General features: G+C 46.8%; 19 protein-coding genes. 7 read left to right on the top strand and 12 right to left on the bottom strand.

Annotated features, from left to right (window positions below; genetic code table 11):
* Positions 1 to 3: 3 nt before the first annotated feature.
* The 4 genes from AC1XTG_RS18640 to AC1XTG_RS18625 form a co-directional block, all read right to left on the bottom strand.
* A complete protein-coding gene (locus tag AC1XTG_RS18640; RefSeq protein WP_484842992.1) occupies positions 4 to 936 on the bottom strand; it encodes an RraA family protein in 933 nt (310 codons plus the stop codon).
* Positions 937 to 1050: 114 nt separating this feature from the next.
* Positions 1051 to 2610 (bottom strand): SusD/RagB family nutrient-binding outer membrane lipoprotein, encoded by a 1560-nt coding sequence (locus AC1XTG_RS18635; protein WP_484842991.1) that lies wholly within the window; start codon positions 2608 to 2610, stop codon positions 1051 to 1053.
* A gap of 23 nt (positions 2611 to 2633) precedes the next feature.
* Entirely contained in the window at positions 2634 to 6071 is a 3438-nt protein-coding gene (locus AC1XTG_RS18630) for a SusC/RagA family TonB-linked outer membrane protein (protein WP_484842990.1), read from the bottom strand.
* Positions 6072 to 6248: 177 nt separating this feature from the next.
* Positions 6249 to 7349, bottom strand: coding sequence for a FecR family protein (locus AC1XTG_RS18625; protein WP_484842989.1), 1101 nt, complete (start codon positions 7347 to 7349; stop codon positions 6249 to 6251).
* A 198-nt stretch (positions 7350 to 7547) separates the two neighbouring features.
* Between AC1XTG_RS18625 and AC1XTG_RS18620 the strand changes: the two genes are divergently transcribed.
* The 7 genes from AC1XTG_RS18620 to AC1XTG_RS18590 all read left to right on the top strand — a co-directional run bounded on the left by AC1XTG_RS18620 (position 7548) and on the right by AC1XTG_RS18590 (position 13336).
* A complete protein-coding gene (locus AC1XTG_RS18620) occupies positions 7548 to 7748 on the top strand; it encodes a hypothetical protein (RefSeq protein ID WP_056284988.1) in 201 nt (66 codons plus the stop codon).
* A gap of 219 nt (positions 7749 to 7967) precedes the next feature.
* Positions 7968 to 8357: a hypothetical protein gene (locus AC1XTG_RS18615; protein ID WP_056284985.1), complete on the top strand. Its 390-nt coding sequence runs from the start codon at positions 7968 to 7970 to the stop codon at positions 8355 to 8357.
* A 3-nt stretch (positions 8358 to 8360) separates the two neighbouring features.
* Positions 8361 to 8780, top strand: coding sequence for a carboxypeptidase-like regulatory domain-containing protein (locus AC1XTG_RS18610; protein WP_056284984.1), 420 nt, complete (start codon positions 8361 to 8363; stop codon positions 8778 to 8780).
* A gap of 3 nt (positions 8781 to 8783) precedes the next feature.
* Complete coding sequence (locus AC1XTG_RS18605; protein WP_056284981.1) at positions 8784 to 9206, top strand: carboxypeptidase-like regulatory domain-containing protein; 423 nt, start codon at positions 8784 to 8786, stop codon at positions 9204 to 9206.
* Positions 9207 to 9255: 49 nt separating this feature from the next.
* A complete protein-coding gene (locus tag AC1XTG_RS18600) occupies positions 9256 to 9678 on the top strand; it encodes a hypothetical protein (protein WP_056284977.1) in 423 nt (140 codons plus the stop codon).
* Between the two features lie 30 nt (positions 9679 to 9708).
* The gene (locus AC1XTG_RS18595; protein WP_484842988.1) at positions 9709 to 12837 is read left to right on the top strand and encodes a T9SS type A sorting domain-containing protein; all 3129 of its coding nucleotides are present in this window, start codon (positions 9709 to 9711) and stop codon (positions 12835 to 12837) included.
* A 118-nt stretch (positions 12838 to 12955) separates the two neighbouring features.
* Complete coding sequence (locus AC1XTG_RS18590) at positions 12956 to 13336, top strand: hypothetical protein (RefSeq protein WP_056284973.1); 381 nt, start codon at positions 12956 to 12958, stop codon at positions 13334 to 13336.
* A gap of 2 nt (positions 13337 to 13338) precedes the next feature.
* Here the strand turns inward: AC1XTG_RS18590 and AC1XTG_RS18585 are convergent, their stop codons facing one another.
* The 8 genes from AC1XTG_RS18585 to AC1XTG_RS18550 form a co-directional block, all read right to left on the bottom strand.
* The gene (locus AC1XTG_RS18585; protein WP_056284969.1) at positions 13339 to 13950 is read right to left on the bottom strand and encodes an RNA polymerase sigma factor; all 612 of its coding nucleotides are present in this window, start codon (positions 13948 to 13950) and stop codon (positions 13339 to 13341) included.
* Between the two features lie 290 nt (positions 13951 to 14240).
* On the bottom strand, positions 14241 to 14699 hold the full coding sequence (locus tag AC1XTG_RS18580) for a RidA family protein (RefSeq protein ID WP_056284966.1): 459 nt from the start codon (positions 14697 to 14699) through the stop codon (positions 14241 to 14243).
* 33 nt (positions 14700 to 14732) lie between these two features.
* Positions 14733 to 16214 carry a PQQ-dependent sugar dehydrogenase gene (locus AC1XTG_RS18575; RefSeq protein ID WP_484842987.1) on the bottom strand — a complete coding sequence of 494 codons (1482 nt, stop codon included), beginning with the start codon at positions 16212 to 16214 and terminating at the stop codon, positions 14733 to 14735.
* A gap of 20 nt (positions 16215 to 16234) precedes the next feature.
* On the bottom strand, positions 16235 to 16669 hold the full coding sequence (locus AC1XTG_RS18570) for a c-type cytochrome (protein ID WP_484842986.1): 435 nt from the start codon (positions 16667 to 16669) through the stop codon (positions 16235 to 16237).
* Positions 16670 to 16786: 117 nt separating this feature from the next.
* A complete protein-coding gene (locus AC1XTG_RS18565) occupies positions 16787 to 18523 on the bottom strand; it encodes a PQQ-dependent sugar dehydrogenase (RefSeq protein WP_484842985.1) in 1737 nt (578 codons plus the stop codon).
* Between the two features lie 232 nt (positions 18524 to 18755).
* Positions 18756 to 20006, bottom strand: coding sequence for an amidohydrolase/deacetylase family metallohydrolase (locus tag AC1XTG_RS18560; protein WP_484842984.1), 1251 nt, complete (start codon positions 20004 to 20006; stop codon positions 18756 to 18758).
* Positions 20007 to 20036: 30 nt separating this feature from the next.
* Positions 20037 to 21257: an aminotransferase class V-fold PLP-dependent enzyme gene (locus tag AC1XTG_RS18555; protein WP_484842983.1), complete on the bottom strand. Its 1221-nt coding sequence runs from the start codon at positions 21255 to 21257 to the stop codon at positions 20037 to 20039.
* Positions 21258 to 21513: 256 nt separating this feature from the next.
* Positions 21514 to 22614: a lactonase family protein gene (locus AC1XTG_RS18550; RefSeq protein WP_484842982.1), complete on the bottom strand. Its 1101-nt coding sequence runs from the start codon at positions 22612 to 22614 to the stop codon at positions 21514 to 21516.
* Between the last annotated feature and the right edge of the window lie 13 nt (positions 22615 to 22627).

Here is a 22627-nt window from a genome sequence, read left to right as displayed (position 1 = left end):
GTACTACCAGGTTCTCTTTTTCATGTATTCATCCAGCTCCGAACGTTTCATAGGAATTTCGTTCGGGTTCTTGTCAAGCCATTTCAGGAAGTCGCTTTTCAAGGTATCCGACCACTGGCTGTCAATCTGGCCTGGTGTATACTTCCCTTCTTTTAACATTTGAATACCAAACTTGTCACGCAATGCGATGAACTCCGCGGTTTGTATCACTCTTTCAACGAGGTGCGCAGGAACTAAAATAACGCCTTCCTTCTTCGCCAGAACAAGGTCGCCGGGCAGTACTACCGCGCGGCCAATGCGAATTGGGGTATTTAGCCCGGCCAGATATTCGTCTTTCAGGTAGGATGGATCAAAATCGCGGACAAATGCATTGAAGCCTTCAATTTTAGATAAACCTTCCAGGTCGCGCACCGACGCATCGAATACAACACCATTGCCCGATTTGGCAAAAATGGAATTAGCGAGGTTATCACCGATTAATGTACCCTCTGCGATTTTGCCAAAACCGTCAGCCACGTAAACGTCACCTTTGGAAAGCTGGTCAATGGGCCAGGAGTTAGTATTTCCAATGCGGCCCTGTTTGTTGCCGCGTTCTTTTATATTTTTTTCAATATCAGGACGGGAGGGAAGGAACTGTGCGGTCAATGCGCGCCCGGCGATTACTACATCGGGGTGCACCATTTTCCAGTTGCCTTCAAACTGGCAGTTATAGCCTTCGTTTTTCATAACCACCCAGGCTTCTTCAATGTTGATCTCCCTGGCGCGGCGTATCAGGTCATCGGGTATTTTCGGGCGACCGTCGGGAAATCTTTCACCTTTCCATTCAGATGTCAGGAATGTCAGTTCTTCTTTGGAGATCGTTTGCGCTTCAACGATATGGGTTAATGAGAGAGCAGAAAAGGCAACTGCGGCTAAACTCAGGAATTTGAATTTCATAAATTAAAAATTGTTGATCAGGTTTTGGGTGGATAAAAATAGGTATTAGGAAAGAAAATCAGACTTCCCGGTCAGGAAAGTCTGATTTTGCACTTCAATAAATTCATTCAATTGTTACTTATCCCACCAAACCAGACTTGAAAGCGTGTTGGTACCGCCCTGGCGGGTACGCGCTTCATAGAAGTTGTCGCGGTTATACAGCTCTTCCGAATCAGGAATTACAAATCGCGTCGGGATTTTTCCGCCGGTCAGGTTACCGGGGTAGTTGGTAGGTGTCAGCGCTGGATAGCCTGTGCGGCGCCAGTTAGACCAGATTTCATATTCGTCTTCAAGAAACAGAGCAACCCATTTCTGCGTAGAGATCTGCTCGATCTGTTGCGCAACAGTTCCGCCCGTTTTGTAAGGGTTTGCAGCAAGATAAGCGGCGATCTTAGCGTCGGAAATTATACCCGCCGTTCCGAACAAAGCCCATTGCTTGATCCCCGAAGTAACCGCAGCCTGGTAAGAAGCAGCTGCAGTAGCGCCGGTGTACCAGCCTCTTACAGCAGCCTCAGCCAAAAGCAGGTGCACTTCTGCAGGTGTGAAAACCAGCAAAGGCGCGTTGTACCGCAGTATTGTAGCGGGATTTGGCTCAGAGTACGAATCAAAATCAGCTGGCAGTGAGTTGAATGCTGCATTCGGCATTCCTTTTTGCAGTGCAGTAGCGGTATCAGCTACATAAGGTGCAGTCGGTGAAGCTTTTGTCCATACAACTGAAATGACATTCAATCGCGGGTCTTTGGTTGTTTTCAAATGGTCGATCAGCGTTTTGGCCAGTTTTCCGCCTTCCACATTGTCGCCGCCGGGAGAAACATAGTCGGTGCTCATCAAACCAGCCGAAATGAAGTTACGGCTTGCAGTGATGGATCCGTCCACGTAGTCAATTTTGGCAAGATCAGAGTCAGCAGTAATAACACCACCGGCAATCGCCTTTTTTACCCAGAGCTGTGCATTGGCAGGATCAACCTCCGTCAGGCGCATTCCAAGCCGCAGCATCAGAGAGTAACCAAACTTTTTCCACTGCGTGATATTCCCGCTGTAAATCAGGTCTGCATTGCCGAACGTAGGCTGCGCCGGATCAAATGCATTGATCGACTCTTCCAGTTCTTTAAGCAGATCCGCATAGATCACCGATTGCTCGTCGTATTTCGGTGTAAAATCCTGCGCAGAATATGCTTTTCCTGCTTCGAAATAAGGAACATCTCCATACAGATCAGTAATCCTGTGAAACAGGTACGCTTTCCAGATGCGGGCGATAGACAGCCTGTTGATATCAGTCGGGTTTTTTGAAACCGCGTCGATCACCTGCGCAATATCGATTACCGCGCCTTGTGTCACAGGGTCTCCGCCGTACAGGTTCCAGCTTGCCTGACTGTAGCCGAAGTTGAAATATTTATCACCGGCACCGGGTACTTCTTTATAGGTGGCAAAATGCTGCATTGACCCGCCGATTGTCAGGTAAGCCGCGCCTGTATAATTATTGCTCACTGTTACCAGCTGCGCCCTGGTGAAAAGGTAACCCGGTACTACTTCAGTAGAAGCATTTGGGTTAACATTCATTTCTTCAAAACCATTGTCGCAGGAGGCAATGAACAGGGCCGGGGCCAGGTATAGTACTTTAAATAGGTTTTTCATATTCACTAAAAGATTTTTAATGATTAAAACTTCACAGTCAGGTTCACACCCAGGCTTCTGGTTCTTGGCACACCAAATGCTTCCAGCCCTTGCGCATTCCCATTGGTGTAGCTCGACTCAGGATCGAAGTAGTTGTTTCTCTTGTCCTTGTAAAGCAGGAGAAGGTTACGTCCTACAAGCGATACAGAAGCTGCCTGCAATTTCAGGAACGACATCTTGCTTACATTCAGATTGTAGCTCAGGATCACCTGGCGCAGCTTGACGAAGTCGTTGTTGAAGACGAACATTCCTGTGTAGTTTTTGTCATTGTCATAGTAGGTATCCACATCTTTTTTCTCCCAGGTTTTAGTAAAAGGAGCTCCCTCAGGCGTTACACCGGTTACAGTTACACCCGTTTCGCGACCAGGAAGTGTTTCCTTCGGCAAACCGAAACGGTAGGCGTACTGGTACATATTCGAGTAAACCACGCTTCCGAACTTACCGTCGATCAGGATATTCAGAGAGAAGTTTTTGTATTTGAAATTGTTGGTGATACCCATTGTCAATGGAGGAATACCGTTACCCAGCTTTTGAAGGTCGCCTCTTACCGCATAGCCGCTGGCTGTGTTGTAAACTACGTTTCCATTGTCGTCTGTTTTCTTGTTGTATCCCCAAACTTCCCCGTAAGTGCCGCCTTTCACGTTGTTGATCAAACCGCCGCCTACACCGTTACCGATACTCAGGTTGGGAAGGTTGTCTGCCAGTTTAATAATGCGGCTTTGGTTATACGCCATGTTGTAGCTCACATCCCAGGTAAAGTTGTTGTCGCGAATTGGTGTTCCGTTGATCAAAAGCTCGATACCCTTGTTACTCAGCTCGCCCACATTAAGCAAGGCGCTGGTGTAACCCGAAGACGTCGCGATGTTGCTTGTTACAATGTCGTTGGTCGTTTTGCGATTGTAAAAGGTAAGGTCTAATCCAAGACGGTTGTTGAGGAAACGCGCTTCCAGACCAGCTTCGTAAGTAGTGGAAGTAAGCGGTCTCAGGTCCGGATTAGGTACCAATGCAGAGTTAAGCTGCTGTACCGGGCGACCATTGTGGCCACCTTGCGCCATTTGATAGCTCTGGTAGATCTGGTAAGGATCCACATTCACGGCACCCACTTGCGCCCACGATCCGCGTAGTTTTGCAAAGTTGATTACCGCAGGCATTTCAATCGCTTCCGAGAGGATGACGGTACCGCCGATTGCCGGATAGAAAATGCTGTTATTTTCTTTGTTCAAAACAGAAAACCAATCCTGTCTTCCCGACATGGTCAGGTATGCCAATCCTTTGTAACCCACATCAACAGACGCGAAAATGGAGTTGATACCGCTTTTTTGGTAAAATGGCGTGGTAGTTGAAGTTGCCAGGTTGGTAAAGCTGTAAAAATTGGGAACTGTGAATTCAGTACCTCTGTAAGTCATTTCATCGTAAATCCGGCGCTGCGTGTTACCTCCGAGCAAAGCCGAGAAGCTCACGTTTTCAAACTCCTTATTGTAGTTCAGAGTCAGCATTCCATTGGTTTCGGACGAACTTGTATTTCTCGATTCCCAGCGGCCAAGCGGCTCGTACGCATTGTTGGTAGGCACTACGAATTCGTATTTGAAATTGTAGTAATCCTGGCTCACGCTACCTTTTACGAACAGGTTTTCAAGAATGTCGTAACGGATATTTGCCTGACCCAAAAAGCGGTTTTTACGGTCGTCGTTTTTGAATTTATTGATTACAAAATATGGGTTTGGTGCTGCCGGTACCGGGTTCCATTCCACTTCTTTTCCGGTAACAGCGTCATAACCGGGAGAAAGGCTTCTGATATCTACAGTATTAGCAACCAAATGTGTTGCCCAGTGCGGGTTGTAATCCGCATAACCCACCTTCGGACGGTTGTGCCCGTCTTCCAGATTGTACTGAACGACAGTCTCAATGCTCAGTTTTTTACCCAGGAATGCATTTACATTCAGGTTTGCGATCCTTCTTGTAAAATCAGAATTAGGTACAATGCTGTTTGATCTGGTGTTATTCAAACCAAAACGAAAGTTGACCGTTTCGTTTCCGCCGGTGAATGCGATGGAGTTAATGTAGTTGGTACCGGTTCTGTAAAAGTTCTTAAGATTGTCCTTCTGAGGAGAATAGGGGCGCATTTGTCCGTCAAACTGGATCACATCCGAACCGTCCATTCTGGCGCCGTATGACAAGCGGCCCGAGCTCTTTGCCTGGGTTTGTGTCATCGGTTTTACACCATCCACACCTTGTCCGTACTCGTATTGCCAGTCAGGAATGATCGCCAGGTTTTCAGTCGTAAAATTGCTGTTGAATTCCACGCCGATCCCTTTTTGCGCGCGGCCTTTTTTGGTTGTGATCAAAATAACCCCGTTACCTGCACGTGCACCGTACAAAGCCGCTGCCGGTCCGCCTTTCAAAACGCTGATCGACTCGATATCGTCAGGGTTGATACCTCCGATACCGTCACCGCGGTCGGTGTTGTTACCCTCTCCGTTGGATGCATTGCCACCGCCGGGAACACTGTTGTCCATCGGCATCCCGTTGATCACGTACAAAGGCTGGTTGTTTCCGCTCAAAGAACCGTTACCGCGGATGATAATGCGGCTGGAACCGCCCGGGCCGGTTGACATACCAGTTGCATTCACACCTGCGATCTTGCCAGTCAATGCATTCGCCACGTTATTTTCACGCGCCTGGGTAAACTCGCTTCCTTTTACCTCGGTTACTGCGTAAGCGAGTGCTTTTTTCTCTTTGGCGATACCCAATGCAGTCACAACAACCTCATTTAAAGCCTTGGCCTCAGGTTGCAGCTGAACAGTAACTTCACTTTGGCTGCCCACTGCCACTTCCTGTGAAGTGTATCCTACAAAGCTGAAAATCAGCACTGCAGAAGCAACTTCCTGATCAGGTATATCAATGGTAAACCGGCCTTCTGCGTCAGAAGAAGTACCTCTCTGGGTACCTTTGATGAGCACGCTCACGCCCGGGAGTGCGGAGCCTGTTTCGTCAGAAACCTTACCCGATACATTGCGCTTCGGCGCTACTTTGCCCGCCGCCGGCGACTCGCCCGCAGCAGCTTGTTCGCGTTTCAGTATGATCCTGTCCTGAACTACCTCGTAAGTCACGTGCTGCGGCGTGAGTATTTTTTCAAGTACTATCGACAGCGCTTCTTCCTGAAACCTGACATTGTATTTCTGTCCATTGAAAATCTGCGGGTTATACATGAACTTGACCTTCGCGACATTTTCAATTTTTTCCAGGGTCTTGTCAATCTCGGAATTGGATAGACGTAACGTTATTTTTTGTTCCAAAATGCGTTGTCCACGCACATCGTGAGCCTGAACGAAGGTTCCGATGGCAATGGAAAGCAGAGCTTGATACAGCGTAATGCGCATGATTTTCTGTAAAGCATGGTGAAATTGTACGGGTTTTGACATAATTTTGATTGTTGTCGGGTGTAACGATTCGGCATCAATAATTCCCACAGCCACCGCCTCGCGGGAGCTGTAATGTGTAAGCAACAGGGGGATTAAGCAGTCGGTGATGTTGCAGCATCATCGACTTTTTTTGTCGGGACAATTAGTAGCATTTATATCATAGGCATTGGGAAATGGTTAAAGGCAACCTTTACTATTTATAATAATGCTTGCATCCAGCTGCTCGTATTCTGCACCTATCGTCTTGCAAATCAGGGTCATTTTTTCAAAAAGCGGTTCGTCCGAAAGGGACGCGGTGAGATAGCAGTCTTTCATCAAAGCTTCATCGAACACGATTTTGACGCCGTAAGATCTCTCAAGTGCCGCAAATACATCCGCGATCGGTGTTCCTTTGAATTCAAATGATTGTCTCTGAATGGGCAGTTCCAGCAGCTTCGGATTGGGTACGAGGCTTCTTGTCAGTCTCAATTCTTTCGGGGCAAAAACGATCTGCTGGTTTGGGGTTAGTACCATTCCGCCCAGCTTGTCGTCTGCGTGCTGGTTTGCAATCGCTTCCTTTGTCATCGGGAACACCGAAACTTTCCCGGTTTTCACGACCACCTTCACCTCTTTATCGCCATCAAATGCACTGACTTTGAAGCTTGTTCCCAATACTTTGGTTGCCAACGTATGTGCGTATACATAGAAAGGTTTGTCCGGATCTTTGGCAACCTCGAAAAATGCCTCACCATTCAAAAAGACTTCCCGTTTGTTGTCATCGAACCTGGAAGGATAGGTAATGCGGCTATCGGGTTGTAAAAGAACGCTGCTGCCATCTTCCAGCACTACCAGTTTGGCTTTGTTGGTCTCATTCTTTTCTTCAACCAGCGGCACTTCTATTTTGCTGAGTATTACTTTGTATTGATCCGATTGCTTATCTGAAACCTTTTCATTCAGCCACCAGCCTGCAAACAGCAGCAGGAGTACAGAAGCGGCCATATGGTACCAGTTGGGCCGGAATTTCAGTTTGATGAAAGAGCGTCTGGCAGTTTTTGCGCCGATTGCGTGCGACAGTCTGTAAATTTCATTTGCAACTTCCTCATCGGAGACCTGGTCAAAAGCGCCTTCGGTCGCCAGCAGAAAGTCCTTTGCCTGACTAACCAGCTGCCTTTTGTCGGGGTTTTGTTCCAGCCATTCAGCCCAAATGACCGCATCAGCAGGGTTTTTGAAGATCACCCAGCTTCTGAACGACGGATCGGCTGCGAGCTCCTCCGGAAGATAATTGCGGTAATTGTGCATAAAGGGCAAATGAAAATGCGGCTAATTTCAATAAGGATGCATAATGATTGGTGCAATACTCTTTTTGGAAGAATTATTTTTCGGAAAGTTTGCCTGCCTGATCATCCATTATGCCCGGCTCGGAACTTCTGATTTCCGGAAGAAGGATTTACTGCTTTCTTGCGCTGCATTTGTCTCAACGCAACTGCGGTTACAACTATGAAAGACCAGAAAATATGTCGTCCATTGCTGGCTGTTTTCATACTTCTGGTATGTACTTACCTGGTTTTATCTTTCTTCCTCCTGAAAGAGTCAATGCTGCTGTCCAGGCGGGTGTTCACTTATGAAATCCTCATAACTGCCTTATTGCTGATAGGGGTTTATGTCGGTATCATCAAGCAGAAGAAGTCTAAACGCTAGATTGCCTCTTCTTCCTGAAACATTCTACAAAACCCTATATGCTCTCCGCCGTTCGAACTGCGCCACCTGCCGGAGGATAGTTGCAGGCATCTCACGCCCAACTATATTGGTTATTGTGGGTCAATGGGTTTGAAGACGGTCGGTAGCCGAGTAATCCCGACCTATGATCACTACTAAAACATCAACATGAAATCTTTACGAAAGCTACACTTCCGAGCAATGCTAGCTGTGATATTCCTCGGCTTCCTTATGGATTCCTGCTTCTTAAAACAAGATCGTACTACTGTTGTTTATGGAAAGATTACAGATGAGAAGGGACAGGCGGTGGATAGTATTATGGTCATTTGTCAGGGACTGAGAGATTTGACTTATGAAACAATTCACTCGACTTATTCAGACAAGAATGGAGCGTACGAAATAGCTGTTGAAGTTCCCCGGAAATTTACGGCTGTCAATGTAACTGTTCCGTTTTTACCGCTGGAAAATCCTAAATACTTACGTCTTTTTAGAGGTAAGAGAAGTTCCATGAATGGAAAGTCAACAGGAAATTGCTGCGTCGCTAAAATCGGCGAAAAGACCAGATATGATTTTCAATTAACCTTCAAATAGACCATGAAAACCAACCAAATTAAAAAGTACTTGTGGTCATCGACATTTTGCCTGTTTGCGATCTTCGTCATGCAAAAGTGTAAAAGTATTTTTTCTAACACTACAACAGTCTATGGTAGGATTACAGACGAAAAAGGAATACCTGTTGATAGCATCATGGTACGTGTCGTAGGAAGTAAAATCCACGGATCTCAGAACATGGCGGAAACTTTATCTGATTCAAGCGGTGGATATGAAATTGTTGTCGAAGTAGCAGGGAAGTTTACTAGTGTCAATTGTCTAATTCCGCCCAATTCACCTGGAAATGTCAAATATAAAAGTGGCTATTCGGGATATGATGTTTATAAAGATGGGAAGAGCGCCGGCTTCTCTGTTGAAAAAGGTGAGAAAAATAACATTGACTTCAAATTAAAATCGAAATAAACAATGAAAACTAATCAGGGCGAAATAAGTATAGTAGCAACAATACTTTGCCTGACAATAGTTGCCGTTTTGCAGGGGTGTTTCGTGTTTTCTGATCGGACGACAAGTGTATATGGTACGGTAACGGATGACAAGGGACTACCATTGCCGGGAGTGGGATTGTCCGTGTACGGTAGAAAAAAAATTAGCCATCAAATGCATATGGCAACTGCCTATACTGATTCAAGCGGCCACTATGAAATTACGGTCGATGTCGCCGGGAAATTTCATACGCTTGATTGTTACATTGATGATGGCGCAATTTTCATGAAAAACTTTCCCAAGAAGTCAAGCTATGAAACATTTACTGACGGCAAAAAGAGTCGTTGCTGTACCCTTGCGATAGGTGAGAAAACGAATTTCGACTTTCACATAATAGTAGAGTAGTTCAGCTCAATTTGGCCAGATTTCAATCAATATAAATACATTCATCAAAATGAAATCTTTACGAAAGCTACACTTCCGAGCAATGCTGGCTGTGATATTCCTCGGCTGCCTTATGAATTCCTGCTTCTTAAAACAAGATCGTACAACTGTTGTTTATGGAAAGATTACAGATGAGAAGGGGCAGGCGGTGGATAGTATTATGGTAGTTGTTCAAGGTAAGAGAATGCTGACGCATGAGTTATTAGCAACAACGTATTCAGACGAGAACGGGAATTACGAGCTCTTGGTAGATGTACCTAAGAAGTTTGTTGCGGTAAACGCCGGTATCCCAAGTTTTCCAGTTGAAAATCCAAAATTTCATAAGAAGTATGTGTCCTATGGTGTCTTGAAGAATGGTAAGGTAACTACCGATTGTTGTAATTCTGACGTGGGCACTAAGACGCAGTACGATTTTCAACTAAAATCCAGATAGCAATTTTAAACCTCTAATCATACACTTAATATGAAGCATTTGCAAAAATGTGGACGGGGGAAACTGTGCGTTTTCCTTGCTGCTCTCCTTGTTGCCTTTTCGTCCTCCTACGCACAGGATTATAAAGAACAACGAAAAGTTTTCATTAACAAACTTGACCTTTCGCAGTTAGGCAGTACGCTTTTTCTTAATGCCGCATTGACCAGCCCGAATGAGGTTGGCTTCTTCAAAAAACGCTCACAAATTCCGGATCCTGCTATGGAGCAGGTTTCTATGGAAGAGTGGCAAAACTTATATGAGCGATTGATCGATGCTGATTTGCGCGAAGGCACTTACCGGATGCCAGGCTTTGATGAGCTAACTGAGACAAACGCATACAAGCTGTCGCGCAACAATGTGATTCCAATTGGCATTATGAATCTTAGTAGTATATACTTAACCGGTAGCGAAATTCAACAGTATGAAGCAGCGAAAAAGGCCGGGCAGAGCAGAAGATTCGCCGATTCTGCCAGGTTCAATATCGTTTATGGGGCTGTGCTGCAAGAAGATGTTTTTCAGGGCGATGTTGCTTTTAAAATTAGTCGTGAGCTCTATATTTCTAATGATACTACGCAGCCAGCGCAGGTGGAATTAGATCTGGAAGATGGCCGCGGGTTTGTCGCATATCCATTTTCAGAAAACCCTATCGCGCATCAGTATAGCTCGGTAGGGAAACATACTGTACATATCCGGCTATCGCTAGGTACGCAAACCTACTTATTTGATACGCAGATTAATGTTCGTCAGCTAGAAAGATCAAAACCCTTCGCAGAATTTCAGGTTGAGGCGCCAAGAATATACAAAGCTGCTGGGTCCGACGACCGTGCCGCGAGGACAATGCTGGCAGGCGGGAATATTCGGATCATTCTAGGCTGTGACCAGCTCCTTAACAAGCCGATTATCATTGCGGAAGGATTCGATATGGGGCAGAACGTCACACTTGATCATATTGAGGCACATTATCGAGCTCCCTTAAATGATTATCTTCGCGAGGGTTACGATCTGGTTTTACTGGATTATCATGATGCCCGCGCGCCAATCCAGGACAATGCGCAAGTACTGAAAGCACTGATCCAGCAGGTCAATCAGATGAAAAATGGCAACATCGAATCTGTCGTGATAGGAGAGAGCATGAGCGGGCTTGTAGCTCGGTGGGCTTTAAGGCAAATGGAAAACGAAAACATTCCGCACCATGTCAAATTAATGATCTGTTACGACACGCCGCATCAGGGCGCTAATATACCAGTTGGATTGACACAACTTGCCTGGGAGACCACACCCACTATTTTGAGCCAGGTAATTCTTAAATTCTTCACAAAACGGTGGCGTAACTACTACCTGGCGTTGAGTACCACAGCTGCACAGCAATTATTATTGCACTGGGGCGGCCAGATCAGCGGAGGAGTAGGAAGCAAACATCCTGAATTCGATTTGTTCAGGGGTGAGTTAGCCGCATTGGGTAACGGTGGTTACCCGGAGAATTGCCGGAACATCGCCGTTATCCACGGCAGCATGGACGCGAGTGACCGGGCTCTTTTTGGGAATTATAACTATGGGAGCCGTATTCTGCGCGGCTGGGCTCCATTATTGCTTCAAAACGCTAACATCGATGTCCACACTAATGCACTCAATAAAAACACCAATGTTTTTCGGTTTGCGACCTGGGGTGTCATTTCAAAGATCCTGGGGGTCAGCAGATCTTACAATAGCAGTTTGAATGACGATTTCCTTCCGGGCGGGCGTACGCAGTTTGCAATACCAAATAAGTTGTTTAAGAGTACCCAATCATTCAGGTTCTGTTTTGTTCCGACATTTAGCTCAATTGACCACATTGATCCTATTAGCATACAGGATCAAAGGGAGAACCTAAATGTATCGAGCCTTAGTCCTCAGCATACTCCATTCCATGAAGTTTATGGAAGTTTAAGTCCAGCCTTAAATACTGATCACGTTTTAGCATCTGACATAGGCTGGACAGATATTGGCCTTGCCGAAAACCTCCTTACAGACGTTCCTGCCTGTCCAAACCTCCCAGTCCCTCCGCAACCCGTCATTTCAACCGGCAATATCTGTCACGCATTTAGCGAGAAACGTACCACCGAGGATAATACGCCCAATATCACAGTTACCCTCGCGACTCCCTCAAACGGACAATATATTCATAACTGGACTGTCCTTCCTTCCAATCAATATTTTACAACTACCGGCGATCAGATCACTTTTCAGGCCGAACGGGCCGACCATTACGAAGTGACCTGTGTGCGGACATATCCCAACCGCCGCGATATCAGCAGCACTTTTACTAAGACAATCTGGGTGTTTGACTGCAATGACCAGTCTGTTGATCCAGGTGACGAGACCGAACTCACGGCAACTGATGCGGACATTGACATTACCGATATCTGGGAAGACGATTTCCTGGTGACTACGGCCACTGACTACTTAGAGGTTTTTGCGCATTATGAGCCTGTTTCGAAAATATTATATGCCTCGCTTGCCGACGAAACATTCGTTGCGCCTGCCACGTTGGTGCAAGCCGGAATGTTTCCGGAATTTGCGGAATTGTTTGCATTAACTGACCCACGCGAGGCTTTGCCGGTAACATTAGTCAGGTTCAATGCAGAAAGTGAAAGTGCGGCTGTCAGGTTGAGCTGGATTACAACTGCGGAAATTCAATGTGATCATTTTGAAATCGAAAGAAGCACAGATGGTAAAAACTGGAATACGATTGCAAATGTAAGAGCGCAAGCTTCGGAAGGGAGTGGGGCTGAATACATGTTTACAGACATGGAGCCGGGAGGCGGGAAAGTTTACTACCGACTGAAAATGATCGATAAGGATAGCTCGTATGCTTATAGCCGGATCTTGCCAGTTCATAGTGAAGCAATTGATCATACCGGCGTGTTCCCCAACCCCGTTGGTGATGGAGATATAATGCAGTTTTTTGATCAGGAGAAAATTGCCGGATACGCGATTTATCAACTGAATGGCACTGAGGTTTTGAAGTCTGAAACGAACGAGATTCAAAAGGCAGTCAGTAACTTACCTGTTGGGAAATACATCTTGAAAATGAAAATGAGAGACGGAAAAGAAGTTAGCCGGATTATCACTAAAAGGTAACGGTAAGCATACCCTGGCGGCGATCGTCAGGGTATTTAACTAATTTTCAAACAACTATCTAGGAAATATATAGGCTATGGATTCGAACAGATATCATTTTTCAAAAACATTACTAGCAATGTCATTCCTCGCATTGTTGCTCAACTCCTGTTTTCTCAAACAAGATAGAACTACTACAGTTTACGGGACGATAACAGATGAAAGAGGGCAGCCGGTGGATAGTATTTTAGTTCTTGCGAAAGGGCGGGAATGGTCGAAGGAAACCACTCTGGATCAAACGTTCTCGAATCGTTCAGGTGAGTACGAATTGTTGGTTGATGTACCTAAGAAGTTTGACGGTGTGGACGTAGTTATTCCTTTCGGCAGCTTAACAAATCCCAAGTTTCAATCACTTTACAAAGACTTTCGAGTGACAAAAGATGGCCAGCCAACAAACAACTGCTGCATTGCTCAAATCGGTGAAAAAACTAGATATGATTTTCAGTTAATCGCCAGGTAAGCTTAGTGCGAGAAGATAAGCAGTAATGTAATGAGCCCGGCTCCGATGGACCGCATTTGGAATTTCAATGCACTGATCGCCTTGAACAATAAATTCGCAACAGATTGCCTGTTGACCTGCATTAAATCCGCGATTTGTTCATTGTCCATTCCTTCGTAGTATTTCAGGAATATCGCTTCTTTCTGGCGGCGGGGAAGTTCTTCCAGGGCACTTCTCACTTTTGCCTTATTTTCATTGAACAGCTCATTCCGCTCTATCTCGGTTTCCACGGTCTGATAATCGGAAATCTGGTTAGCCTGCTCAATATCCAGCATATGCGACGCATTGTTTTTCCGGAACTCCTGCATCAACTGGTTCCGCAACGCTCTCAGAAAGTAAATGGTAACAAACTGGATTTGTATCTGCTGCCTTTTCTCCCAGATGTGGATCAGCAGCTCCTGAATGGAGTCCTTGATGAATTCTTTGTCAGACGTAAAGTTGGCAGCGTAATTGAAAAGAGTGCGGTATTGCTTGTCGGCGAGCTGACAGAATGCAAGACTGTCACCAGCCTGGGACTGATACCAGAGTTCCAGAAGAATCGTGTTCTCCTCAGCGATGCGTTGTCTTTTGTTCAAATCTTATCAGGTCAGACAACAAATTAACTGTTATTTAATAATAACTTAAAATATAAGAGTCACTTTATTTTTTAATTTAAAATTATCTGCGGACAAATTGTATTATTTCAAAATATACGTTTGGTGGAAGCTTTGATTTGTTTAACCAGCTTTGTCAGACTGAGCGCACCGGGCCGCCGGGCGGTCGAAGTCACCAGCACTATTGTTCTCGCTGGGGACTTCGACTGCGCTCAGTCTGACAAGGCTACTATCAGACTGACAAAGCTATTGCCAGTCTGACAAAGGCATTATTACACGTAAGCTATGCAGTCGATTTCTACTAGGGAATCGCCTGGTACGCCGCCGTAGACTGCTACTGTTGTGCGGCAAGGTGGTTTGTTGCCGAAGCGACCTTTGTAGGCTTCGTTCATTGCTTTGTAATCGTTAAGATCGTGCAGGAAAACGCTGCATTTAAGTACCTTTTCCATGGAAGAACCCGCTTTGATCAGCTCTTTTTCCAGTTCGTCCAGTACGTGCTTGGTATGTGCCGTGATATCTCCGTCAAAGTGAGCGCCTTTTCCAGCTACGAACACCAGGTTGTTAAATTTGGTGTGTCCGGAAAACAGGGGTACATCCTGGTACATTTCCACACTTCCAACTTCCTTCTCCGGCGTTGCGTCAGCTTTTGCTTTGGTCGCAATTCCAAGCCCGGCAACTCCGGCCACAGAGGCGAACAGCTTTTTGATAATCGATCTTCTTTCGGACTTCATACTCTTTTTCATTAAGGTTATAAACTGGTTGTATTAAGCTCTCTTCTTCTTTGTCTTTTTCGAAATTTTGTCTGAGGCCGGCATGGTGATCTTCCAGATACTGCCGCCCGCCTTATTTCCTCCCTGCTTGCCGCCGTATTCAATCACATACAGCGTATTTCCAACCAGCAATGCGTCGGTCGGTGAAGTGAAGTTGTCAACAATGCGCGTTGTCTTTACTTTATAATTGTCGCTCGCCTTGTCATAGATCATTTCCAGGTGGAGCAGGTCTTTTCCCTGGCGCCGCAATGGACTGGGGTTTACGACCCCGTTGCGCGGGCCGCCTGTATACCTGATCACAAATCCATCGCCGGCCAGGTCTTTGCCCAGGGCTTTTTCATTATCGAAAAACAAGCCCAATGGAGAGGAATGCGCATTGAATGTGCCTACTGTTACGCCCGTGGTATCGCCGTCCATAACCAGACCCGTTTTGCGGTCGCGGTACTCGTTAGCGTCAGGCCCCATGTTTTGCACGGAAGGTGTGAAAGTTACCCCCGCCGGTCTTTTCGGGAATTCGGGATCGTTGTGGAAATACTTCATTAACCAGGCGAATGCAAACTTGCTCAGAAAGGGATCTTTTTCAGGATCGGGCTGATAGTCGGGATATTGTTGCGGGTTTTCAATGCCGCCCATAATCCACGGAAATCCGTAATGCCGACCCTGGCGAACCCAGAACATATCTTCGGGGTGATCGTAATCGCCGGAATTGGATACGGCAAACAGGTTGCCTTTTCCGTCAAAAGCCATATCGTAAGCATTACGGATACCCTCGGCAAACAGGTAGCCTTTCGCTTTCATTTCGGCTGCGTCCGTGGTGAGTGTCAGGTCTTTTGCATCAATAGGAATGCGGAAAATATTGGCTGTTAATGCATTGTCCCGTGCATTCGGGTACTCTCCGCCATTGTCCTGCACTTCGCCGTGGTCTGTCCGGGCGCCCGTATTGGCGAATACATATTTTTTGTCCGGGCTGATTTCCAGTGCATTCCAGCCGTGGTCGAAAGTTGTTTTATTGGCCCCATATTCCACGGTATTGAAAACAACAGTCAGCTCCGGTTTCTCAACCCCCTTCTCCATTTCATACCGGACCATCCTGCCTTTGTTGCCTTTGTTGTTGTTAACACTCACATTGCCGGCCAGGAACAATGTATTTCCATTAAAAGCAGCGCCTTGTAACCGGGGAATACCGTGGTCTTCAACTGAAAAAACCTTCTTGCTTTGCGGCTTTCCGTCTACGTCCACAATCTTGATCACATCTCCGAAAAACGTTGTGTAATAGATCTCACCAGTAACCGGGTGGCGGATAATGCGCACGGCTTCCGGCTCTACTTTCATGTACTCTTCAATGGTAATATCATCGCGCAATGCAATCGGCGTTTTGGTATTTAGCTCTTTTTGCTGTGAAAACGAAGGAGCGGAAACGCCTGCGATGAGCAGGGTAGCGAGTGCGTACTTGCAGAAATTGCTGTGATGTAACATTTATATACGGTGTTCAGGATTTACTCTGTTTTGCCAAGATGGCGGATATAGGCAACGAGCTGCCACTTCTGCTCATCCTCGAACACATCTTTAAAGGGAGGCATATTTCCTCTTCCGTTAGATAGTTTCCAGAATAAGGCACCGTCAGTCTGTTTTTTAACGAGGGTATCGTGAAAATTAGCAGGTTTCTGTCCCAGCGCGCCACCAGCCGCACCGTCGCCGTAACCTGCATCGCCGTGACAGGACGCGCAATAAAGCGTAAATAGCTCTTCGCCCTGCGCCAGCGTGAGCGGTTCTTCATGAAACGGACTTTTCAGGGTATCGGCCCAGGCGGGTGCTACCCAGGGTTCCTGTGCTGGTCCGGTGGTATGTGCAGTTTCCTGAAAAGAGAAGCCCGTCAGCGCGGAACCGAAAAGCAGGATAAAGCTGGCTGCAAGTATGCTGTTCTGGAACATTTAAATGAAAACTGAAAGTGGATATATATAACGGGCGATTCTCCCTCCAACCCCCAAAAGGAATACTCAATTGCCGGAGAGTAATATCCACTTAATGAGGTTGGAAGGAGAAAAGCATTACTTCAAACTATCTGTGACTGCACGTACACGGGCAACTTCCTCGGTACTTACGGACCCCGCACTATTGCCAAAATTGGTCCGGATATGCGTCAGTACCTCTGAGATCTCCTCGTCTTTTAAAAAACTGTGCTGGGGCATTACATTGTTATAAGATTGTCCCTTCACTTCGATCGGACCTTCCAGTCCTTTCAACAATACATTGATCAGCTTATCCTTATCGCCGGTCACCCACTCGGAGCCACCCAGCGGAGGGAACCGCTGCGAATCGCCCATTCCATTGCGCTGATGGCAGGCGGAGCAGTACACACTGTATACATTGCTGCCGGCCACGGGTTTGTCTTTATCCAGGTTATCATTGGTAAAATCGGGGGTGCGGATGTGTGTAAGTGACTTCCGTTTTTCCATTTTGGCCAATGCGTTTTTTGGAAACTTTTTCTTGTTCCCGGTATAAGTTATTTTCCAGATTTTACCTTTTTCTGTTTCCGCAATATAGATCGAGCCGTCAGGTCCCATAGCAATTCCCATCGGCCGGTACACAGCGTCACTTACATTCACGATCGGATCAATTCCTGCAAAACCATCTGCAAAAATCTCGTATTCACCTGCTGGTTTGCCGTTTTTGAATGGAACGAAGCCGATGAAGTAGCTTGACTGCGGATAAGGCGCCCGGTTAGTCGATCCATGGAATGCGATAAAAGATCCATTCAGGTAACGTTCGGGAAACTGGCGGCCGCGGTAAAAGAGAAGGTCGTTTGGAGCCCAGTGTCCGGGAAATCCGATCAGCGGTTTCTCATATTGTCCGCAATCTCCTGTCAGTTTTCCATCGCCGCCATATTCCGGGTTGAGTACCTTTTTACCCTGCATCTGGTCCCAGTAACAATAGGGCCAGCCGGCGTGAGTGCCTTCTTTTATTCTTAAAAACTCTTCCGAGGGAAGCATTGCGCTTTGCCAGCCATTAAAAAGCTGCGGCCACAATCTCAGCAGATCGTCGCGCCCGTGTTGCAGTGCGTAAAGATTATTATCAGCAAAATTCCAATCCATTCCCACAATGCTCCTGAGCCCGGTCGCAAATTTCACCCCGTCTTTCTGGTGCTGTCCCGGCTTGCTGGCATCAAACTTCCAAATGCCGCCGTGGTCTTCCAGGATCGGACAGGGAGTCATTCCCTTGGAACCTGGCGTGCGGTTTTCTTCCTGGCATGCATTGGAGTTCGCGCCAAATGGCACATACATAAAGCCTTTATCATCGAAAGTCAGCGGTTTGGCGATGTGCTCGTGCATGCCGTGCGGGTGATCGTCCGTTAGTATCACTTCTTCTTCACTCTGCGGTATCAGGTCGCCGGGCGTGAGTTTGTACCGGTAAACCACCAGCTCAGAACTGAAATACAGGTAGCCATTATAAATGCGCATGGCAGTACCATAAGCATGTTCCCGCGCCTTCCCTCCGAAACGTTTGATAATATCTGCCCTCCCGTCGCTGTTGGTATCCCGCAATGCAATCACCGATTCACCGGCATTGGCAAACCGGGCTTTTACATAAATATCGCCATTGTCATTCACCGCAATATGCCGCGCCCGCCCCGGCAGGCTGTCTACAACAACTACTGCTTCGAAACCTTCGGGAAGGAATAAGCCTCCGTTTTTTGAGTTGAAAGGCTTGTCTTCGCGGTCTGCCGTAAAGCCGAGAGCGAAGAGCGCGAGTACTAAAATAGATTTTTTTAAACGGTTTAGGGTCATTGATTTAGGAGGTATTTAGGTGTCTAAATCCGAAAAGTTTATAATCAAGCTCACTATTTGCCATTCTGCCAAAGAGAACGCTGCCGACCCACTTTGTCACCCTTTCATTTGTCACCCTGAGCGGAGTCGAAGGGCAATGTAGCACGTCCCTTCGACTCCGCTCAGGGTGACAAAAGCTAACAGCCAGTAGCTAAAAGCCAAAAGCCAAAAGCCAAAAGCTAACAGCTAACAGCTACTTCAAATAAATCGGCTTTGCAATACCGTTCAAATCATACACGATCTTGCCTCCCATCACGGTCATTTCGCATTCCAGCTTTTCTTTGCCTTCCATTTTGTAGCCTGTTTTATCATAATACCCGAAGTTCCCTTTCCGCATGGAGAAAATAGCTACGTCGGCAATGGCGCCTTCTGAAATGTGGCCGAGGTTTTCTCTGTGGATTACTTTGGCAGGTTCCCAGGTACTTGCCTTGATCACGGAAGGCAGGTCCATTCCCATTACATAAAACTTTGACATAATGCTCAGCATATCTTTCATAGAGCCGTTCATACTGCCGGTATGCAGGTCAGTGCTGATCGTGTTGGGTAAAAAGCCCGACTTCACGGCCGGTATCGCCTGTGAATAATTGAAGCTCGCGCCGCCATAACCCACGTCGAAAATGATCCCTTTTTTCCGGGCTTCAATGGCGAAAGGTTTCACCTTTTTAGTCGCTTCGTCCACGATCGTTTCCCTTACATTTCCTTCCAGCAGCGTATAAGCGTGCGTAAAAATGTCGCCCGAGCGCAGATGTTTCATAAAGAGATCTTCCAATGGCAAAGGCGGTGTGCTGCCCCCGAAATCCACCATTACCGGCATATTGGCGAGTTTGCCGGCTTTTACAGCATTATCAACCGGTTTCCAGTCGGATCCCATAAAATGGGCTACCTTAAAACCTACCACGTCATTTTTGTTTCTCAAAGCGACAGCCGCCGCGAGCGCCGGGTCCATATCACTCGTATCCTGCTCCATCTGGCCGCCGCTCATCCCTTTGCCCACAATATTCATGAAGGAAAGAACGCGTGTTTTCGAGTTGAAAATGACATTGTTTTTGAAATCGTCAAAGTTGGTCCAGCCTGCGCCGCCTGCATCTACAATGGTAGTCACACCCACCCGGAATGTAAAACCGTCCGGGGGTAATGCAGTGAAGCTGTTGCTCAGGTAGTGGTTAACCTCCGTACCAAAGAAAACGTGACCGTGAATGTCGATCAGGCCGGGCGTTACATACATTCCCTTTGCATCCACTACCTGCCTCGCTTCCTTAGGGTCAATGTCTTTAGCGACTTTTTTGATCTTTCCTTCAAAGATCCCCACATCCATGACCTGGTTGATGTTGTTTTTGGGATCGATAACAGTTCCGCCTTTGATCAGAATGCTATAAGTCTGCGCGTCGGCAACAAGGCTGGACAAGCCCGACAGCAGGCAAATCAGTATTAACTTAAACTTCATTATGATGGGTTTAGAAATGGTCGTATTACTTTAAACAACTGCTTTCGACAGCTCTTCCTTTAATCTTGCCGCAACGATCTTTTCCTCGCCGGGTTTCAGCATCCAGGTAGTAATCGTCAATGTATTGTTCTCGCCGGGCATGATCTCGATCGAAGGATTTCCGTCGCGCAGGTTCTGGTGCAATACTTTCACGGGCAATGCAACTTTGGTCGCATCCCACGAAATGCGCAGGGTAGGAGTATGGTTTCCAAGTTCCGGTACAAATTTTTCCACCTCAACTCCGGCTACGCTTTTAGCTGCATTGGTAATCGTGGCAGCGCGATCTTCCCATATTTTCCATTCCTTTTTGTGGTCCATTTTGACAAACTTGTCAAGCGCCACATACATCCCCAGGATCTCTTCCTTATTCACTTTCATACCGCGCCCGATGGTCGACCCGCGTGGCGGCATGCTCAGCCTTGCCGCGTCGATCAGGTGTTTTTTACCCATCAGGATACCTGCGCTCTGTGGTCCGCGCATCGCTTTTCCACCCGAAACGCACACCAGGTCAAAGCCCATATCATTGAATTTCCAGAGATTTTCAACAGGGGGCACGTCGGCTGCCATATCGATCATCGTAGGGATACCATTTTTCTTCGCGATCTCCACCCATTGCTGGTGATTAATCTGTCCTTTGTCCGACTGGATATGCAGAAACCACATCAATGCGGTTTTTTCAGTAATTGCTTTTTGTAGTTCTTCAACCGTTTCAATTTCTATGATCTTGCAGCCCGTATTGGTCAGAGCGTGGGAGTAGCCGATATTATGGCCTTTCTGAATGATCACCTCTGATTTCATGCCGGTACCTTCCAAATGCGGTAATGCCTCTACTTTCTTCTGGTCCATTCCTGTAAGCACACCAGCTAGCCCGAGCGTAAGTGCTGAGAAGCAGCCAGCAGTTACCACTGCTGATTCCGCGTGGGTCAAGGCAGCAATTTTCTCACCTACTTTGGTCTGCACTTCGTCGAGCATCATGAAATCCTTGGACGCGCCCTGGATCGTCTCCATTACTTCGTCGTGCATCAGTGAGCCGGTCATCATCGTGTAGGTACCCGCGGCATTGATAAAAGTACGTATCCCGAGTTCCTTGGCCAGGTTTCTGGCTGGTACCTTGGCCAGCATACCGGCAGCTTCTGCATTGTTCTGTCCCAAAAACCCGCCAAGAAGAGGAACGGCGGACAAGTGTTTGATTAAATCCCTGCGATTGATCATAAAATATGAACTGAATTGAGTTGGCTGAACTATTTTAAATCCTTGTAATAAAGGATGCAGAAAATATGCGTGAATACTCGCTTCGTAGCTTTATTTTTTTTTGATATGCGCAAATTAAGAAATAAAGTTTGGTCAATGCAGGCTTTGTGGTGCTTTTGTTCCGGCCGGATCGTGCGTAAATGAATAAGGCAGATAGCACATGCTATCTGCCTTATTATCAGCTGTTAAAATGAATTCAAGCAATATACCAGCAGGTTTATGGAAGGATCAGCTGTTTCACACAAACAGGAGTCGGTACACTGATTTCCTTGCCGGTATAAGTGAGCTGGCCGCTTGTTTTGTCCCTTTTGAAGAATACGGCATTATCATTGTCGCGGTTGGTAACTATGACAAAGTCACCTTTTTCGTCGATCAGGAAATTACGCGGGTGCTTTCCGTGGGTATCTGCGTGACCAGCCAGCGTAAGTTTTCCGGTACTTGCATCCACGCTGTAAATCACCAGGCTTTCATGTCCGCGGTTGGACGCATACAGGAATTTTCCGTCGGGAGAAAAATGGATGTCTGCTGCAAAGCTTTTCCCCGAAAAATCAGCGGGAAGCATGGATACCCTTTCCAATGGAACCAATGCACCCGAGTTTTTGACAATCTTGAATGAGTTTACCACAGAACCGAGCTCGCCGGCAGAATAGCCGAAGTTTCCATTCGGATGAATTGCAAAATGCCGGGGACCGTCGCCTTTTTTCACCTCGGCATAAGGAACAGCAGCGGGAGTGAGCTTACCCGTTTTTGGGTCCACAGCGTACACCATAATCTTGTCAATGCCCAGATCCGACGCATAAACGAAGTTTCCGTCTGCGGAAAGAATCATGGAATGCATGTGCGGCTTCTGACCTTCTCCACCTTTATCCTGAATGGTATCGGCCAATGCGCCCAGACTACCATCCTGGTTAAGGCGGTACACCGCGAGGTCCCCGCTGCCGTAGTTGGACAAATAAACAAAACGTCCTTTCGGATCTACACCTACGTGGCAGGGGCCATTTCCGTGTGTCGGCTGCGTGTTCAATGCACTCAGTTTGCCGGTTGCAGGATCAATGGCGTAAGCGGTAACAGAGCCGGTCCCTTCATTGGCTGCGTACAGGAATTTTTTGTTTGGATGAAATTCCAGGAATGACGGGCTGGTTTTGCTGGTTACCACCTGCAATTCTTTGAAGGACATATTGCTTCTATCCAGCTCATACACGTAAATACCTTCGCCTTTTTGGGTATAAGTGCCCAGGTACAGGATCTCTTTTTTGGATTGTGCAAATGAGGACATAGCGATGATCAGGCAGGAAATAGTCAGAATTATTGATTTCATCAGGTTGAATTGG

This window comes from Dyadobacter sp. HNCC25DJ183, assembly GCF_056895175.1.
The sequence above is the reverse complement of the archived record's forward strand: the minus strand, read 5'-3'. Positions and strand labels throughout refer to the sequence as shown.

Coding starts and splice junctions, on each gene's coding strand:
- AC1XTG_RS18640 (WP_484842992.1), bottom strand. CDS start 936: ATGAAATTCAAATTCCTGAGTTTAGCCGCAGTTGCCTTTTCTGCTCTC.
- AC1XTG_RS18635 (WP_484842991.1), bottom strand. CDS start 2,610: ATGAAAAACCTATTTAAAGTACTATACCTGGCCCCGGCCCTGTTCATT.
- AC1XTG_RS18630 (WP_484842990.1), bottom strand. CDS start 6,071: ATGTCAAAACCCGTACAATTTCACCATGCTTTACAGAAAATCATGCGC.
- AC1XTG_RS18625 (WP_484842989.1), bottom strand. CDS start 7,349: ATGCACAATTACCGCAATTATCTTCCGGAGGAGCTCGCAGCCGATCCG.
- AC1XTG_RS18620 (WP_056284988.1), top strand. CDS start 7,548: ATGAAAGACCAGAAAATATGTCGTCCATTGCTGGCTGTTTTCATACTT.
- AC1XTG_RS18615 (WP_056284985.1), top strand. CDS start 7,968: ATGCTAGCTGTGATATTCCTCGGCTTCCTTATGGATTCCTGCTTCTTA.
- AC1XTG_RS18610 (WP_056284984.1), top strand. CDS start 8,361: ATGAAAACCAACCAAATTAAAAAGTACTTGTGGTCATCGACATTTTGC.
- AC1XTG_RS18605 (WP_056284981.1), top strand. CDS start 8,784: ATGAAAACTAATCAGGGCGAAATAAGTATAGTAGCAACAATACTTTGC.
- AC1XTG_RS18600 (WP_056284977.1), top strand. CDS start 9,256: ATGAAATCTTTACGAAAGCTACACTTCCGAGCAATGCTGGCTGTGATA.
- AC1XTG_RS18595 (WP_484842988.1), top strand. CDS start 9,709: ATGAAGCATTTGCAAAAATGTGGACGGGGGAAACTGTGCGTTTTCCTT.
- AC1XTG_RS18590 (WP_056284973.1), top strand. CDS start 12,956: ATGTCATTCCTCGCATTGTTGCTCAACTCCTGTTTTCTCAAACAAGAT.
- AC1XTG_RS18580 (WP_056284966.1), bottom strand. CDS start 14,699: ATGAAGTCCGAAAGAAGATCGATTATCAAAAAGCTGTTCGCCTCTGTG.
- AC1XTG_RS18575 (WP_484842987.1), bottom strand. CDS start 16,214: ATGTTACATCACAGCAATTTCTGCAAGTACGCACTCGCTACCCTGCTC.
- AC1XTG_RS18570 (WP_484842986.1), bottom strand. CDS start 16,669: ATGTTCCAGAACAGCATACTTGCAGCCAGCTTTATCCTGCTTTTCGGT.
- AC1XTG_RS18565 (WP_484842985.1), bottom strand. CDS start 18,523: ATGACCCTAAACCGTTTAAAAAAATCTATTTTAGTACTCGCGCTCTTC.
- AC1XTG_RS18560 (WP_484842984.1), bottom strand. CDS start 20,006: ATGAAGTTTAAGTTAATACTGATTTGCCTGCTGTCGGGCTTGTCCAGC.
- AC1XTG_RS18555 (WP_484842983.1), bottom strand. CDS start 21,257: ATGATCAATCGCAGGGATTTAATCAAACACTTGTCCGCCGTTCCTCTT.
- AC1XTG_RS18550 (WP_484842982.1), bottom strand. CDS start 22,614: ATGAAATCAATAATTCTGACTATTTCCTGCCTGATCATCGCTATGTCC.